Below are 16,957 nucleotides of genomic sequence, written 5' to 3'. Positions count from 1 at the left end.
CATCCTTTTCATTCTACCATGTTTTTATGGATTTGACAACTCTCCAAACCAAGACGTAATGTTATCCCACAAGGTTTTTGCTCGTTCTGGCAACTTGGCATCGATTAGATTTTGTTTAGTTTGCTCAATCAAGTTTTTCGCCTGATCTGAAATTTCTTGTACCTGTTCTTGACCAAGGCTTGATTCAGTTTGCGTAGCTTCATCTGGAGCTACTTCTACAATACCATTTTGTGCATAGGCGTTTTCTACTTCGAACTTAGTTCCTGCAGTATATGGCAAGATTGAATTGGCTACAGTCTGGAAGACCGACGGAGCCATCCAGTAGCTACTGCTATCTATATAATGATTTTCATCTGTCTGCTCAAAACCAACCCACTGACTGATGACCAAATCAGGTGTGTAGGCAATATGCCACTGGTCATTGACAAGATTGACATCAAAACTCGTTTCGGTTGTTCCTGTTTTCCCAGCAATATAATAATTGGCCGCATCTGCTGTCACTCCCGTACCATTGGTATAGGTTCCAAGCATCATTGCTGTCATCTTATCTGCGACAGAACGGTCAATCACCTTGGTACTTGTTTCTCGATGCTCTGCTAAAACCTTTCCACTAGCCGTTTCAATACGAGTGATGAGGTGGGCATCCTTCATCACTCCCTTATTCGCAAAAGTAGCGTAGGCCTGGGCCATTTGCAGAGGATTAGTCTCCACTCCAGAACCAATTGAAACACCCAAAACTTTCTCGACATTTTCCATATCAAGCCCAAACTTTTGTCCATACTCGAAGGCTTTGTCAATCCCCAAGGTGTTCACTATATAAGCTACTGGTAAATTGTAAGAGAGAGCCAAAGCTTGATACATTGGAATGGTATCAGAAGTCGAATAATCATAGTTATGCAAGGTGTAATCGCCGTAGGTTTCTGTATGGTTATCCAGAGCCATATCAATCGACCAGCCCGCCGCTACTGCTGGAGCATAGGCAACAAGAGGCTTGATCGTTGAACCAGGACTGCGCTTGGCTTGTGTCGCAAAGTTGAAAGTCCGAAAGACCGCATCCTCTGAACTGTTAACTCGACCAACCAAGGCGCGAACTCCACCAGTCGTAGGATCAAGAGCCACACTGGCAGCCTGAGCATAGGTACCATCAAAACTTGATGTCGGGAACATGGTCTCATCATCAAAAATCACCTGCATACTGGCTTGAGAATTTTGATCCATCTCTGTGTAAATCCTATAGCCGTTATTAATAATGTCTGATTCTTTCAGTCCATATCGCTCAATCGCCTCAGCAATCACAGCATCAAAATAGGATGGATAGGAATAATTGCTTTGTTTCCCTGTATAGGTATCTGAAAGCTGACTGGCTAGGTCTACTTGGAAACCTGCATCTGCAGTCGCCTGATCAATATAACCAGCATTGACCATATTTTGCAGGACTGTATCCCGACGATTAACTGCATTTTCTAGAGAATAATAAGGATTATAAATCTCAGGTCCCTTGAGCATACCTGCAATGACGGCCGCTTGCTCAAGAGTAAGATCGCTGGCTGGAATACCGAAGTACTTTTGGCTTGCATCTTCCACTCCCCAAACACCATTCCCAAAATAGGCGTTATTGAGATACATGGTCAAAATTTCTTGCTTGCTGTACTTTTTATTGATTTCCAGAGCCAAAAAGAATTCTCGAGCCTTTCGACTGATGGTCTGATCCTGAGTTAGAAAGGCATTTTTTGCCAATTGCTGGGTAATAGTTGAACCACCTCCAGACCGACCTAACGTCAAGGCAGCCAAAATTGTACGCTGGTAATTAATGCCTGAATTTTTGTAGAAACTCCGATCTTCTGTAGCGATGACGGCATTCTCTAAATTATCGGAGACAGCATCCAGCTCTACATAGGTCCCCTTCTGACCTGACAATGTCCCAGCTTCCGCACCATCTTTATCGTAAATAATCGTTGTGGCTTTTAGCGCCTGCTGTAAATCACCAACATTAGCTGTCTTTGCAAGGAAAAATAGATAGCCACCTACTGTAAGAACTGTCAGGACCATTAAAATGATTAAAATTTTAGTCAGTTGGTAACGCCGCCAAAATTTACGAATCGGCTCCGGAATACGTGATTTTTTCTTTGGTTTACCAACAGAGCCACGATTTCCCCTGCGGCGACGGCTAGGTCTGTCTTCATGATCAATTTGGAAATCTTCTGGAACTTCAATCGGCTGATGTTGCAAATCGTCCATACTTTACCTCTTTCTAGTGAATTTTGTACCATTATACACCATTTCGTAAAAACTAGCAGAAAAAAGCCTGCGATAACTTGTGACAACAGACAGGGAATTTTTTCAAAAAATATGATAAAATAGGGTCATTCTGAACAAAGAAGAGGATTCCCATGACACAAGTATATGATATTACCATCATCGGTGGCGGACCTGTCGGTCTCTTCGCCGCCTTCTACGCCCACCTCCGTCAAGCCAAGGTCAAAATCATTGACTCCCTTCCCCAACTGGGTGGCCAGCCTGCCATTCTCTATCCTGAGAAGGCTATTTTAGACATTCCCGCCTTTCCAAGCCTGACAGGACAAGAGTTGACCGACAACCTCCTTGCCCAACTGGCACCCTTTGACACTACGATTTGTCTCAATGAAACCCTGACTGCTATTGAGCCAGGAGAGGTCATTTCCCTGACGACTAACAAAGGTAGCCACCAAACCAAGACCTTGATAATCGCCATGGGTGGCGGAGCCTTCAAGCCTCGTCCACTGGAGATTGACGGTGCCGACAGCTTTGACAACGTCCACTACCACGTGTCCAACATCCAGCAGTATGCCGACAAGGACATCGTCGTCTTGGGTGGCGGTGACTCTGCGGTCGATTGGTCCCTGGCCTTTGAAAAAATCGCCAAGACCACTCACATCGTCCACCGTCGTGACAACTTCCGAGCTCTTGAGCACAGCGTGGAAGAGCTCAAGCAGTCCAGCGTCAGCATCCACACACCTTTTGTCCCTAAAGGGCTTTCTGGGGAAAATAGCAGAGCTTCTGAAATTCATTTTGACAAGGTTAAGAGCGAGGAAAAACTCAGCCTGTCTTTCGACCACCTCTTTGTCAACTACGGTTTCAAATCATCTGTCGGCACGCTGAAAGAATGGGGATTGGAACTCAATCGCCACCGCATCGTGGTCAACAGCAAGCAAGAAACCTCTGTTCCTGGTATCTATGCTATCGGTGACTGTTGCTTCTACGAGGGCAAGGTTGACCTGATTGCGACTGGACTGGGCGAAGCCCCAACCGCAGTCAACAATGCCATGAACTACCTCAATCCAAATGAAAAAGTGCAACCCAAGCACTCGACTAGCCTATAAGATGAAAGTTGATATTCGCATTCCCCAAGCCTTTCCGCAGCTGACTGTCAAGGAAGTCTTGGAAGATTATTTTCTCATTCCTAGAAAAATCCGTCACTTCCTCCGCACCAAGAAACACGTCCATGTCAACGGTGAGCTGATTAACTGGCAGAGTCCGATTGCCGCAGGTGACCTGCTCGAATTGACCTTTGACCAGGAAGATTATCCTGAAAAAAGCATTCCTCTAGGACAGGCGGACTTGATTGAGGAACTCTACCAAGATGAGCATTTGATTATCGTCAACAAGCCCGAAGGTATGAAAACCCACGGCAATGAGCCGACGGAAATCGCCCTGCTCAACCATGTATCTGCCTATGTGGGTCAGACCTGCTATGTGGTCCACAGACTCGATATGGAAACCAGCGGAGCCATTCTCTTTGCTAAAAATCCCTTTATCCTGCCCATTCTCAATCGGCTTTTGGAGGACAAGGTCATCTATCGTGACTACCTGGCCCTCTGCCAAGGGGAGCTAAGAAAGACAGACTGGACTATCACTGATAAAATCGGACGGGACCGACACGACCGCAGAAAGCGGGTGGTCGACAACCGCAAGGGACAGGCCGCTTTGACCCAGGTCCATCTCTTGAAGAGCCTTGGCAAAAACAGTCTCGTTTCCTGTCGCCTTCAGACAGGGCGGACCCATCAGATTCGGGTGCATTTGGCTCATCATGGCCATGCTCTGATTGGCGACCCGCTTTACAGTCGAATCGCAGCACCTCGCCTCATGCTCCACGCCCAAAAACTCAGCTTAACACACCCGCTTACCCTTGAAGAAATCAGCGTAGAAGCAAGGTCGGAGAGTTTTGAGAAAGTCTTAAAAAACATGAAATAAATAGCTGTACCCTTAGAGTTCTATATCCCTATTTCACTGGACTAATCCAGTGATACTCATTTAAAATCAAAAATAGCCACCTACCACTCCAAGTGGATATGGAACGTTTCGATTTTGTTATTTTTTTAGAAGAAAACAGCTACTTGAAATCCACAATCCTCAACTCAAACTTATAAATTAAGGTTTCACATGTTATAAGTAGCTTAGACTTGCTATTTTTGATTTTTATTGAGTATAAATAAGTATGAGAAATCGTTTTAGAAAAATCTAAGAAAGCTTTCAGTTTTGTTTAAGTTCAAAGATTTATACTATATTCAAGCTAGAAATAGCGAACAACTTTCTTTTTCATATAATCTCCTAGAGAACAGTCGGATGCGGCCGGCTGTTTTCGTGTTAAGTTTTAAGTAATACTCATTTAAAATCAAAAATAGCCACCTACCACTCCAAGTGGATATGGAGCGTTTCGATTTTGTTATTTTTTTAGAAGAAAACAGCTACTTGAAATCCACAATCCTCAACTCAAACTTATAAATTAAGGTTTCACATGTTATAAGTAGCTTAGACTTGCTATTTTTGATTTTTATTGAGTATGAATTTTTTTATGCTTCCACTAACCAAAAAATCCAGACAAGGTAATCTTGTCTGGAATTAAAACACTACTCTGGCACAACAACCTTCAAACGAATATCTGTTGGCTGTAATACTTTTTGAACCTGCACCAAAAAGGCAAGGCCATTGTCTGATGGGGCATACTGAAAAGTCAGGTTGATAACCTTTTCTGTAAAGTCATCCCCATATCCTTCCACATATTGCTTGCTTTCAATAAAGTGGATGTAGTTGTTCAGCTTTTCTTGGAGTTTGAGGAGGTGGTCTTGTTCGGTGTCAGGAAGCCATTCGTTCCCATCTGCTAGTAATAATTCAAGATGACCATCCACAATACCGAGAGAGTTGATGGTTGCTGTATCCAAGGAAATGGCTTTACTTACACTCCATAATGGAGAATAGTATTCGGGCATATCTCCCTGTTCTACACTGAATTTGTTGGACGACACTGTTAAATCAAGCAGGCGTAAAAACTTATTTTTTGCTTCTTCAAAATCATTAAATTCCGATTTTCCTCTAATAGACGCACGGTCCATCGTCGCATAAACTTGATACACCTGTTGGTCTTCATCAAAATCAATGCGAACTTGCCACTCGTCTAGACTTTTGTCTCCTAAGATAGAATAGCGTAAGGTTTGATAATTACGACGTTCTATTTCTTCTTGTAGCAGTTGTCTTTGTTGCAATAAAACTGACATTAGTTAGTCACCTCCCTTAAAAAACCTAGCTTTTCATAAATAGAAACACTCGTACCCAGCTTAATCTGCTTTCCGCCACCCGCTCCGAATACCTCTGCAATTTATCCGATTTGTGGGTTGTAAATATCCTCCGCGGAAAATTTATACCGTTCCATTTTCCCAAGCAAGTCGGCCTGTTCAGCCGGTGTCAATTTACTGAACGCCTCTTCATAATTTACCTTATTTATATCCATAACAACTTCATATGTATGCTCCTGCTGATAACTTTCTGGATAAGGCAAACCTCTGGATGTATAGGGATAGGATTGCCCGTCAATAACTGGGCTAATAAACGTTCCGCCTGACTCACCATATCGGTCCACCAACATTCCTTTTGTTATATTAGCATCACTTGTAATTGGAACACCTGAAGAATCTACGACAAAGCCATGTGTCCCTTCAGGTGGCCAATTAATGGTTCCGTCTGGTTTCAAAAAATCTAAAGAACGGACAGGAACTTGTTTACCCTCAAATACGTCAGCTGATTGAAGGGAGCAACCACTGTATTGATGCTATAAAATAATAGCTCAATTTGATGCGACATCCAGCCCTAAGTTATTATTTGATACTAATCCAATAGTAGATAGTCCGAAATCACCGTTTTCAAAGTATTAAGTTGTTCATTAATCTGTTTTCTTGACTCAAAATCATTTGTCCAATAATTTATGTCAGAAAGACCTCCTCTTGGCGGAAACAATTGATTATAGATAGTCATTCTTTGTCTTGTAGTCAAGTCAGGAACAGAATTTTCTCTTAATTCCTGCTCTAGGTGTTTTAAATAATCTACTTGGACTTGTAAACCATTTATTTTAAACTTTTCAATTAAATAAATAAGTCCATTAATTGCATCAATTACATCTTCTATCATAAAATTTGTGCCTCTTAATACATTAAACCTTGAGAATACTATGGATTGATACACCATGAATCCAAGACTTCAACCCCCTCAATATTCCATGGCGAATCAATAAAAATTTGAATTTTATCAAGACCTCCTTGATAAATCCCCCCTTGACTAGCTACTGGCCCATCATATATTGTAGTACCCTTAGGTATTTTAATTTTGTATACTTTATCAATAGGTGATTGTCCTGTATACACGCCATCTGGAGTAGTCCAAATATCTTTAACAGCAGTATCAATTCTAACTTGTGCCCTTGAAAATGGTGGTTCAGTTGTAAACCACTGCCCCATAGGATTATCCCCCCTACCAGCTCTATACAACACTATATCATCATCTAACTCTATGGTGTTATAACGTCCACCATAAAAATTACGATTTGGTCTTGAACTAAATTCCGCTAGCGGCCCTGGATTTGTTGTCCCATTAAATTCGTAAGCATATATATCATCATACTTTGATACCATATCCATTACAGTCAATTCATCTGCAACCGATGCAACCTTTAGAGTTTCTATTCCCGTCTTCTGCGACACGACATCAATCCGTGTGCCCTTAGGTATCTCAACACCACCGACAAAGTCGCCCTTGCCTGCTCCGACAATGGTGCCTCCGTACTTGGACAGGTCTTCCAAGAGGTTCTGGCGACTGATTTTCAAACCATTCTGTGCAGTCGTGTATTCCTGAATGCGGATATTACCTGCCTCATCAAACCCAATCGCATCCACTCGGATTTTCTGTTCAACGCCATCAACCGTCATCTTGATCGTGATGTTGTTCTCGACCTTGCTGGCAATTTTACCAAACTCGACCGTTTGTAAGTCCACAAAGTCCTGACCCTGACGAGTGTTGAGTTGAACTTGTGATAATAGCAGAGCTGCTCAACTTGTTTCAAAATGGATGCGAGAGACAACAACTCCAACCTCATTCCCACTCCTAGGCTCCGCTTAAAATCAAGCCTAGCCAAACCGTTTATACACAAATGAAGAATAATCCTACCCTCCCATTATACCAAAAAACCAGACAAGGTGACCCTGTCTGGACTTAAAACTCTACTCTGGCACAACAACTTTCAAACGAATATCTGTCGGTTGTAGTACTTTTTGAACTTGCACAAGGAAAGCAAGACCGTTATCTGATGGAGGATATTGAAAAGTCAGATTGATAACTTTTTCTGTAAAGTCATCCCCGTAGCTGTCCACATACTGCTTACTTTCGATAAAGTGGATGTAGTTGTTCAGCTTTTCTTGGAGTTTGAGTAAGTGGTCTTGTTCAGTATCAGGAAGCCATGCGTTTCCATCTGCCAATAATAGTTCTAGGTGACCGTCCACGATGCCGATAGAGTCGATGGTGGTTGGCTCCAATAATACTTTTGGCTTTGACAACTCATAAGCTTTAGCTAACAATTCTTCAAATTCCTCCTCAGAAAATAGTTTTCTATTCTCTTCGACATTCTTTAAAATATTATGTGGAAATTGCCTCAGAAAATCTCTAGCTACATCCTCATCTGATACTGATGATTTCCAAGATCCCGTATCAGCATAAAAAATTAACTCCTCTCCGCTGTGTTCACCAGATAGATAGCTGTCTACAGCTTCTTTAGAAATTTCTTTAACTACTTCCGGCATGGTAATATTAAATGTTGGATATTTCAATACATATATACCGTTATCTTCATAAATTTTAAGCATATCACCTTGTTTAGTTGTTATTTCCTTCATATCTTAATTACCCCACAATTCCTTTATTATCAAACCATCTTTTGGAACTCTATCAATTACAGCTTCAGGTACCCCTCCTGGATACGTTTTCCCACCAGGACGCCACTGTGGGTTTAATCTCGAGCCATCTTCATTTCCACTTGGAATTCTCAAATTATCGATTTTTTGAGGTTCAATCATGATAGGATGTTCACCTAAACTACCTACATCTAATCCTAAAAGTTTTTCCAGAACACGAGGGTCACCACCAGACTCCTTAACCATCGCCTCGGCTACATCTTTAGGAAAAACAAAAGCTCCATCTGGCCTTCCAAAGAATCCTTCCTTCTGAATCCAATAGTCATCTTTTGCAAAAGCGGCAACTCCTTCATCAAATAAAATGTTATGATTTTTAATGTAGTCAGTTTCTAAATAAGTCGTTACAGGAGGACGCTTTGTGGTTTCAGTAACTTTGATTGAAGTAATCTGGGAATAGGTATCTGCATCTATTTGTGGTTCAGGAAAACTCTGACGTAGCTTTTCCCACTCTGGCGAGAAGCCGTCTCCTCCAATCGTCACATTCCCCGTCTTCTGCGATACGACATCAATCCGTGTGCCCTTGGGTATCTCAACACCGCCGACAAAGTCACCCTTGCCTGCTCCGACAATGGTGCCGCCGTACTTGGACAGGTCTTCCAAGAGGTTCTGGCGACTGATTTTCAAACCATTCTGAGCAGTTGTATATTCTTGGATGCGGATGTTACCCGCCTCGTCAAAGCCAATCGCATCAACTCGTATCTTCTGCTCAACACCATCAACCGTCATCTTGATTGTGATGTTGTTCTCGACCTTGCTGGCGATTTTACCAAACTCAACCGTTTGTAAGTCCACAAAGTCCTGACCCTGACGAGCGTTGAGCTGAATTTGGCTTGGGCTTGAGACTTCAATGTGAGAAAGTTGGCTTTGGAGTCCCTTAACAGAGCCCTCTACAATGCCTTCAAATGCTTTACCTCCGATGTAATTCAAGGTCGCATTCGTACCGTCTCCACTAAGGATACCAGATGCCAATTGTCCAAGTTCCACACCCTCATCCGCATAGCCAGCCAACTTACCAATAGTCTGAACGGTCGTCGGGATTTGTTTACCTGCTCGCAAGGCACCTTGACCTGCCGCAAAGCTACCCAGAGTAGCCAATGTCACAACAGCCTCAGCACCAGCCCAGATACGCTCTTCCGTGCTCAACTGAGTACCAGTAATCAAGGTGTTGCCTGTAATCGCAGAGTGAGCACCATCCGCAAAGAGGTACGCGCCACCTGCAAGTGCAAGTGGAAGACCAGCACCTCCAGTCATAACCGTTCCTGCTGCTAGGGCAACGCCCGCCAAAATTTTGAGACCTGTATCAACCAAGCCTAAGGCTTCCTTATTCTCCTCCTGCCAAGTGCTATTTTTGATTTGATTATAGTCTGACTCCAGAGTCGGATAGAACTCCTGAACCAACTCCGCATCACTCTTGGACTCCAACTCTTTGATTTGTTTATCCGTTAGCTGGTCGGTCTGGCGGAGCTGCTCTCGAAGGTTCTTCACTCGGTCTTGATATAATGACTGGGCTGCTGGAATTGGACTGTTCGTTCCATCAAGGATGTCTGAAAGACTGTAATGCACCTGTTTGGTATGCGTTTGGGTCACATAGCCATAATTACTAGTATAGTTAGTAGTCGTATAAGTTTTCTCATACTTCCCCTTAGACATATAAGGATTCTTACTACCGTTAACTTCATTCAAGCTTTGAAAACTCTTGTCTAAGCCCTTTGTAAACTTACTATCAATATTTTGGACAATATCCTTGTGAATCTTTCCAGCGCTTCTTAACATGCTATCGACACGGTCAACAGCCTGACTAAAAGTAGAACTCGGCTTGCTTGCACCTAAACTAGCCTCACCACGAGAGCGATAGAGATGAGAAAGACCTTCTGACTGCACTGTTGAAGAGACCGAATCAATATCCCGCAACATAGCGACGACTCGACTCTTTTGAGAATCTAGCCAGTGGTTCTGCTCAAAATCTGAGCGATTCGAATAAAAACGTGTCATGATCCACCTCCTGAAGATGGTGTTGACTTCTTCATCTCACTCTGAATATACCTCACTGCCTCTTCTGGATGTTCTCGGATAAACCGCTTATCATCCGAACTGGTTGAAGGGCTGTTTAAAAACTGGTTGGTGATATGCACAGCCAAGGCTCTATCCATGTCCACCATTTGCTGATGAGTCGTTTCTACATGACGATAGAGGACCTCTGAAAGTGTCTTAAGCTCCTGAGCTTTCAACACATAGCGATAGAAACCATCATTTTTCCCAGTTGTATAAATCGTATGGAAGGAACCTTGTCTGGAAAAATTAGGAATTGTTTCAACCACTTGCTGAATTGTTTGCGTAATCTCTGTCGCCAACTCTGTAATGCGCAAAGCATGTAAAATGATTTGTTCCTGAGAGCTGAGCGAAATCTGAATCTGTTCTGACATTCTTACACCTCAACTTTCAAATCCTTGATAAGCCTTGATTGTAGTGTTTCACTATCAATCGAGCGCATGAGTTCTCGTGTTAAATCATACTCATAAACACTCTCTTCAATTTCAAGAAAGAGTGTGTCGCTGTAGATTGTCCCTAGTTGCTCCACCGCCAAACGAAGTCCTTCTGACCGACCATGTTCAACCAGAAGACTAAAATGGGATTTCGGCGTCCAATCATACATCAAATAATCTTTCATCTTATCATCCAAATGATGAAGAATCGGATGAGTTTCCAGCAAGAGCCCTAAAAACCAAACACTGGCAAGACGCTCAATGACAAACAACCCCTCATCAACTTCTTTGATAAGTATAGAATATCGCTTAAACTCATCAACAGCCGGTGCACAGAAATAGGATAAGTCCACTCTGCAGTGATAGGGGGACGAATGGTACTCTTCCAGGTAGTAGCCATACTCCACCCCTCGCTCAGTCAACTGATTATCAACCACCAATTGTAACTCTTTCAAATCCTCAAATCCCTTTTCTAGCGTTTCCTTTAACAAAGACTTGCGGTCTAAGTTTTGCCCATTTGGAAGCGGAAGAAAACTTAAGTCATCCGAATGATCGTTCAAAAGATGGAGGGTGTACAATGCTTCAATTGAAAATATCATGCGCCATCAATCTCCTTCAATACTGTTGCACTAGGGATGGAGTTCAAAAGAGTTTCCAATCCCGAAACTGTTGACTTGAGCTCTTTGATACTGTGCTGATAATCTTTCCTATAGGACTTGAGAAACTCTTTTAAATCAACATAGGCAGCTTTGCTTTTTCCAGACCAGCTACTATCCTGTGCTTCCAGCCCTACAATCTCTGAAGAAATCTGATTCAGGCAATCAATAATCTGATTCAACTGTTGAATAACACCATCAATCTGACCGTCGTCGTACACAATTGTATCATACGTATATTGGCTGTCAATACTATTAATATTTGTATCCATAGCACCTCCTACCAAACCCATTCCCACACGGGTTTCCCATCATTGTACATACTTTTATAGTTTGCGATTGAAGCATTCAAATTTCCTATCTTTGCATTCAATGTCTGATATAAGTCAACAAAAGATGCATTTGAATCCTTCACGAAATTCCGATAGTCCTTCAAAACCTTTATGTCATCCGCTAACTTATCACGAAAGTTTGCCAGATAACAGTACCCATCCTGACTATCAATCCTATCAACGACCTTCTGACAATGCTCAATGTAGGATTGGAGACCAGATAGGCTACGTTGAGTATGAAGATTATGACTCATAATAGTATTCCTTACGCGTTTATACTTTGCAAGCTTTTCACGACTATTGGTAATACAACTAAGCAAATACTCATCACTCATTACTGTTGCCCTCCAATTTTTGCTCGATAATAGACTTCTGTTCCAGACTTGGTAAGGTATCATCGGGAAGGATGGTCTCAACCCGAGTTGCGTAGGCAGAGGCAAAACCGAAAACAACCACAATAATCGCAACCGAATAAACTAGAAAAACCCTTTTTAGAAAGGCACTAGAAACTGAGTAGCCCTCTGTCGAATACTGCTTCAGCTCAGGTTGTTTTTTCTCTAAGATATTTTTTGGTAAAAAATAGGGTCTAAAAGCTGTCATGGCCACAGATAAAAACACTGTAATCCCTATAGAATTGTACATTTGTGTTCTTGCACCAATCGCTGTAATATAAAGCATACTTGAAAACAAGACCAGCCCAAAAACAATAAACAGAATCAAGGATATCTGAGCATCCTTCTTCAGTTGTAAGAACTCTTCTACTGTCATTTTTTCTTTTTGCATCCTACTCTCCTATTCTATTTCTTTGGTAATTTTCAACTTGATTTGTTGGTCTTGATAGTGGAGGTATACCTCATCGATGGCCAACTCTGCCTCCCGTCCAACCTCGCTTCGTGCCACCACCGACTGGTTGCTCATCTTCATCGCGATCAGTACCGTATCCAATTTTTGTTTAATCAAGCGTTGAATACCACTCGAAAGTGACATATAAGTCTTGTTAGCTACAACAATCAAATGCAAACCAACACGCTGTCCCTCTTCATACAGAAGTGCAAAATCATTATCTGACATGCCATCAACTGTCATAAAGGCTGGTAAATCACTGATGATAACAAATTCATTCAATTGTTCTTTTTGTTTACGAGCATGTAAAACTCTCATTTTCAACTCTTCCACTACATTTTCAGTTAGTTCAGAAGAAGAATAATATTGACTCACTTTCCCAGCAAATCGGCCATATTCATCTGTCACATCAAACAGCGTCACAGACTGCCCCTTTCGAACATGCCAAAGCATATTTAAAAGATGGCGAACTGCTACTAATTTATGCTGTTCCTTTTCTGTCAAAATCAATAGATGTTTTAACTTAGAAATCGGCAACGAGATTGTGTGTACCTCTTCAAATTCTAAACCAATCGGAATAAAATCTGAAGCGATTGCCTTCTCTGTCTCCACCATTTGTAAAAATGTCTGTTCATCAAGAACCTCTGGAACAATGACAATGCCTTGAGGTAATGCTCCATCCCAATTCTTAGCCATTTCTTGGGATTCATGACGTAATGCTTCGATCATCTCGAGACCATTCTCACCTTTAGCCGGCATTGCTAACTGAATCAACTCAGGATCATCCACTTGAATAAGCCCTCTACCCGGCACATCTTCAATAACCAAAGCAGTTCTGCCAACGATTGCTCGCGCTTCACTATCATCATTCATTTTCAGGGCTATTCTTCGTTTAAAATTACTATATAAATTGTTTTTGAGCGCCCCTGTTCGACTAGCTGTTAGGATCAAATAGATCCCAAGTCCCATTCCATCTCTTGCAAGAGTTTGAAGCAAGGTATCGATTGCCACTTCGACTTCCGAACCTTTAAGACCATCATAGCTGTCCACCGCAATAACAATATCAGCTAACTTCCTATCTCCTAACTTGCGATACATTTCGATATTATGAACGGAGGAATTTGTGAACAATTTCCTTCTTTCTCGTATTTCATCTTGCAGTCGTTTTATCAACTTCTGTAATTTTTCAGTCTCTTCAACCAAGAAATACTCCGCAACATGTGGATAATCATTTAGAGCCAATAATCCATTGGTCCCAAAATCGAGCAGATAAGCGTGAAGACGATCTGGATTGTTTTGTCGGAACAAATCAACCAATACCGTTTGAACAAAGGTCGATTTCCCCATACCTGGACTAGAGAAGAGGGCCATGTGTCCATCCTTTTCAAAGTCATGTTCCAAGACTTCTTGGCTCTGGCGACTTGGAATATCCACCATCCCCAAGCGTACAACCAGACCACTTGCCTGTCCCCACAAGTCCTTGAAACCTTGTGGTCGTAGATCTTGCAGGAAGATTTCCTTAGAAAGCGGAGGCAACCATGGTTGCGGCAGGGCCTGGATGGACAGGCGCTCTGTCAAGGCTTTCAGCTTACTTACGATGGCTTGAAGCTCACTCGGAACCTCCTTGATGGACTCAGCCTGATCCAGACCTGACAGGTCTTCGTTGAGAATCTCATATTGACCAATGTCATTGATGGCATAGATGGTATGATCCTCAATCCCCTGCTCATCCTTATCTGGCTGGTAATCAGCCCCAGACCAGGCAGACTGAAAGAGTTCATACACTTCATTGTTTCCGACTTGGAGGTAGCCACGACCCACCTGGGTAATCTCAGCCGCATCTGGCGTCTTAAGCATCTCCATGGAGTCACTCCGATCTGCCACCTTGAGCGCCAGCTTGAAGCGAGAGTTGGACCAGATCTGGTCATCCACCACACCAGATGGCTTCTGAGTGGCAAGGATTAGGTGAATACCCAAACTCCGACCGATACGAGCGGTTGAGACCAGCTCCTTCATAAAGTCAGGTTGGTTGGTCTTGAGCTCCGCAAACTCATCGGAGATCAAGAAGAGATGGGGCATCGGCTCACTCACCTCACCCAGCTTGTACTTCTTCTGGTATTGATTGATATGGTTGACATCATGGGTCGCAAAGAGACGTTGACGGCGCTTCAGCTCCGCATTGATGGACACCAAGGCACGCATGGACTGGGCACCATCCAAGTTGGTGATGGTCCCAAGTAAGTGAGGCAGGTCCTTGAAGAGGTTGGCCATGCCCCCACCCTTGTAGTCGATGAGGAGAAAGGCCACATCATGCGGATGGAAATTGACTGCAAGGCTTAAGATATAAGACTGGATGACCTCTGACTTACCAGAACCCGTGGTACCTGCCACCAATCCGTGCGGACCATGGGCTTTTTCATGTAAGTTCAGATAGACAATATCCTCCTTGCCACGAAGACCCAGTGGCACCGCCAAACTCTTATAAGGCGCATGCTTTTCCCAACGACTGACAACACCCAAGTCCTCAAAGGTCTCAGCCCCATACATCTCCATAAAGGTCACCGTTTCAGGGATAGAAGACTTGAGGTTCTGTAGGTGGTTAAGCGGAGCTAAACGGCGCACCAAGGTCTCCTTGTCGTAGCCAACTGGGAAGTGGTCCAAGGCAAAGTCAATCTCACGCAACTGACCTTCCTCCATGACCAGCTGACCAGTGTTTCGATCCTTGATGTTAATGATGGTCTTGATATTCTCAGACAGAGAAGACAGCACATCCTGCACAAAGACCAGGCTACAGCCCAGCTCCGTCGGATCCTCTGTGAAGAACTCCATGATGACATGGTCCAAAATCAACTTCTCATCCGTCACCAAGACCACATAGTGAGGGCTGAAGAGGGTTGACTCACGATTGGACTTGTCTTCCTTTTGAGCCCTGCGCAGTTTCAAAATCTGATTGAGCGAGTTGAGCACCTGATCATGGGTCCTCTGGTTATAGACGAAGCCACGCACATTCATGTCCTGCAAGGTCGCATGAGGCAAGAACCGCATCCAATCCCACTGCTCCTTCTCCTCCTCTGGCATGATGGTAATAAACTGCACATCATGATAGGAATGGAAAAGTGCTATTTGGTTGACCATGAGTTGGAGCTGCTCAATCACCAAGGCCCGCGGACCAATATAGCCGACAGGACCATGGGACAGATTGGCCACAATGGGCATATCTGAAATGGTCTTGTTTTGTTCATAGAGTTGAAAACCCTCCAACTCCAAGGGATCCCGCTTGCCCGACCGTTCCGTCTGAGCATAGGACAGGTCATAAGACACCGGAACCTCACCCAGACCCAAGCGATAGTACAAGAAATCAAAATGAAGAGGCGTCTTCTCATAGATCCGATGGTGGTAGCTATCTGCCAGATCCACCAAGGTCTCAATAGCAGGATAATGGTAGAGCTGACCATCTTTCTGCGACTTGGTCAGACCAGCCAACTCCTTGGCCTTATCAGCCAGATAGTCATGATAGAGCCCCTCTCGGTCTCTCAGCTCTTTCTGGTAATCCTTTCTCCCCTTTATATAGCCAGCAACGGACATCCCCAATGTCACAATCGACATGGCGATGGTCGCAAGCACGTAGAGACCACGAGGTTGGAAAATCATGATAACCAATGTAATCCCCACCATCATAAGAGGAGGCAAGATTAATTTCAACAAACTGTCAGACGGTTTTGAAGGTGCATTCGAAGGCGCATTGATAGCCACCCTGTCTTCTGAACTCCGATAGATAATCCGTGGAGAGCGATGGTAGTCTGGATAATCCTCATAAAAAGCATAGCGCGATGCAGACTTACGAGCCAACTCATCACTAGCCTCTACAGGACCCGCAACCAGGACCTCATCTGCATAAAATTTGAAGAAAGTATCCTCAAAAGCAAGCTCATCTCCAAGAGCCAGCTCCATTTCCCCTTTCTCCATCAAAAGGTTATTGATATAGATGGAGCCCGCCAAACGATAAAGCATCCATGACTGGTCACTGCGTTTGAGCAAGACATGGCAACTTGACCCTGCAAGGACAAAACTATTTCCCGCATGCTGGCCGATCGTTAATTCCTGCTTATCAAGAGGGTCTAGGATCACCTGCTCCGACGGAAGAAGATAGACCACGCCCCCCGCCAAAGACATACCAGATACAAGCTTTCCTTCCACTCCATCATAGTCATAGCAAACTTGTGCTTCATCTAACCAAATCGTCAAAGGAACATCCAGTGAGGAGACAAAAACCTGCGCCTTTTCTGTGCCTTGAAAAAGAATCTTTTTCCCAGCAGACACATCCGCCACATAGCGAAAACCATCTTTATAAAAAACTACTGTCTCTGCCATAG

At 43.4% G+C, this 16,957-nt stretch carries 15 protein-coding genes; 2 read left to right on the top strand and 13 right to left on the bottom strand.

Annotation, left to right across the window (positions count from 1 at the left end; genetic code table 11):
• Nucleotides 1–24 precede the first annotated feature (24 nt).
• The gene (gene pbp2a / locus ODU39_RS00910; protein ID WP_398579651.1) at nt 25–2,238 is read right to left on the bottom strand and encodes a penicillin-binding protein PBP2A; all 2,214 of its coding nucleotides are present in this window, start codon (nt 2,236–2,238) and stop codon (nt 25–27) included.
• A gap of 152 nt (nt 2,239–2,390) precedes the next feature.
• On the opposite strand from pbp2a, the gene ODU39_RS00905 reads away from it, so the two are divergent.
• Together ODU39_RS00905 and ODU39_RS00900 are read left to right on the top strand one after the other, a co-directional pair.
• Nucleotides 2,391–3,359 carry an NAD(P)/FAD-dependent oxidoreductase gene (locus tag ODU39_RS00905; RefSeq protein WP_398579650.1) on the top strand — a complete coding sequence of 323 codons (969 nt, stop codon included), beginning with the start codon at nt 2,391–2,393 and terminating at the stop codon, nt 3,357–3,359.
• 1 nt (nt 3,360) lies between these two features.
• Nucleotides 3,361–4,230 (top strand): RluA family pseudouridine synthase, encoded by an 870-nt coding sequence (locus ODU39_RS00900; protein WP_105178683.1) that lies wholly within the window; start codon nt 3,361–3,363, stop codon nt 4,228–4,230.
• A gap of 656 nt (nt 4,231–4,886) precedes the next feature.
• On the opposite strand, the gene ODU39_RS00895 is transcribed toward ODU39_RS00900, so the two are convergent.
• The 12 genes from ODU39_RS00895 to essC form a co-directional block, all read right to left on the bottom strand.
• On the bottom strand, nt 4,887–5,531 hold the full coding sequence (locus ODU39_RS00895; RefSeq protein WP_398579649.1) for an Imm59 family immunity protein: 645 nt from the start codon (nt 5,529–5,531) through the stop codon (nt 4,887–4,889).
• Nucleotides 5,532–5,632: 101 nt separating this feature from the next.
• Complete coding sequence (locus ODU39_RS00890) at nt 5,633–6,004, bottom strand: glycohydrolase toxin TNT-related protein (RefSeq protein WP_398579648.1); 372 nt, start codon at nt 6,002–6,004, stop codon at nt 5,633–5,635.
• Nucleotides 6,005–6,138: 134 nt separating this feature from the next.
• The gene (locus ODU39_RS00885; RefSeq protein ID WP_105249243.1) at nt 6,139–6,438 is read right to left on the bottom strand and encodes an ABC transporter; all 300 of its coding nucleotides are present in this window, start codon (nt 6,436–6,438) and stop codon (nt 6,139–6,141) included.
• Between the two features lie 38 nt (nt 6,439–6,476).
• A complete protein-coding gene (locus ODU39_RS00880; protein ID WP_398579647.1) occupies nt 6,477–7,298 on the bottom strand; it encodes a hypothetical protein in 822 nt (273 codons plus the stop codon).
• 225 nt (nt 7,299–7,523) lie between these two features.
• Nucleotides 7,524–8,192 (bottom strand): DUF6572 domain-containing protein, encoded by a 669-nt coding sequence (locus ODU39_RS00875; protein WP_398579646.1) that lies wholly within the window; start codon nt 8,190–8,192, stop codon nt 7,524–7,526.
• A 3-nt stretch (nt 8,193–8,195) separates the two neighbouring features.
• Nucleotides 8,196–10,262, bottom strand: a complete 2,067-nt coding sequence (locus ODU39_RS00870; RefSeq protein ID WP_398579645.1) for a hypothetical protein — start codon at nt 10,260–10,262, stop codon at nt 8,196–8,198.
• Complete coding sequence (locus ODU39_RS00865) at nt 10,259–10,693, bottom strand: hypothetical protein (protein WP_105256971.1); 435 nt, start codon at nt 10,691–10,693, stop codon at nt 10,259–10,261. Before ODU39_RS00865 ends, ODU39_RS00870 begins: the two co-directional genes overlap by 4 nt.
• Nucleotides 10,694–10,695: 2 nt before the next feature.
• Nucleotides 10,696–11,352, bottom strand: coding sequence for a hypothetical protein (locus ODU39_RS00860; RefSeq protein WP_024407299.1), 657 nt, complete (start codon nt 11,350–11,352; stop codon nt 10,696–10,698).
• Nucleotides 11,349–11,681, bottom strand: a complete 333-nt coding sequence (locus ODU39_RS00855) for a hypothetical protein (RefSeq protein ID WP_022540706.1) — start codon at nt 11,679–11,681, stop codon at nt 11,349–11,351. The genes ODU39_RS00860 and ODU39_RS00855 overlap by 4 nt, the downstream gene beginning before the upstream one ends.
• 8 nt (nt 11,682–11,689) lie before the next feature.
• Nucleotides 11,690–11,995, bottom strand: coding sequence for a hypothetical protein (locus ODU39_RS00850; RefSeq protein WP_398579644.1), 306 nt, complete (start codon nt 11,993–11,995; stop codon nt 11,690–11,692).
• Nucleotides 11,996–12,068: 73 nt separating this feature from the next.
• Nucleotides 12,069–12,524, bottom strand: a complete 456-nt coding sequence (locus tag ODU39_RS00845) for a hypothetical protein (protein ID WP_105178680.1) — start codon at nt 12,522–12,524, stop codon at nt 12,069–12,071.
• Between the two features lie 9 nt (nt 12,525–12,533).
• A complete protein-coding gene (gene essC, locus ODU39_RS00840) occupies nt 12,534–16,955 on the bottom strand; it encodes a type VII secretion protein EssC (protein ID WP_398579643.1) in 4,422 nt (1,473 codons plus the stop codon).
• Nucleotides 16,956–16,957 lie beyond the last annotated feature (2 nt).

It is taken from the genome of Streptococcus sp. 2021WUSS126, from assembly GCF_044427255.1.
GTDB lineage: Bacteria > Bacillota > Bacilli > Lactobacillales > Streptococcaceae > Streptococcus > Streptococcus hashimotonensis.
Note: the sequence above shows the minus strand (reverse complement) of the source record. Positions and strands in the feature narration are given on the sequence as shown.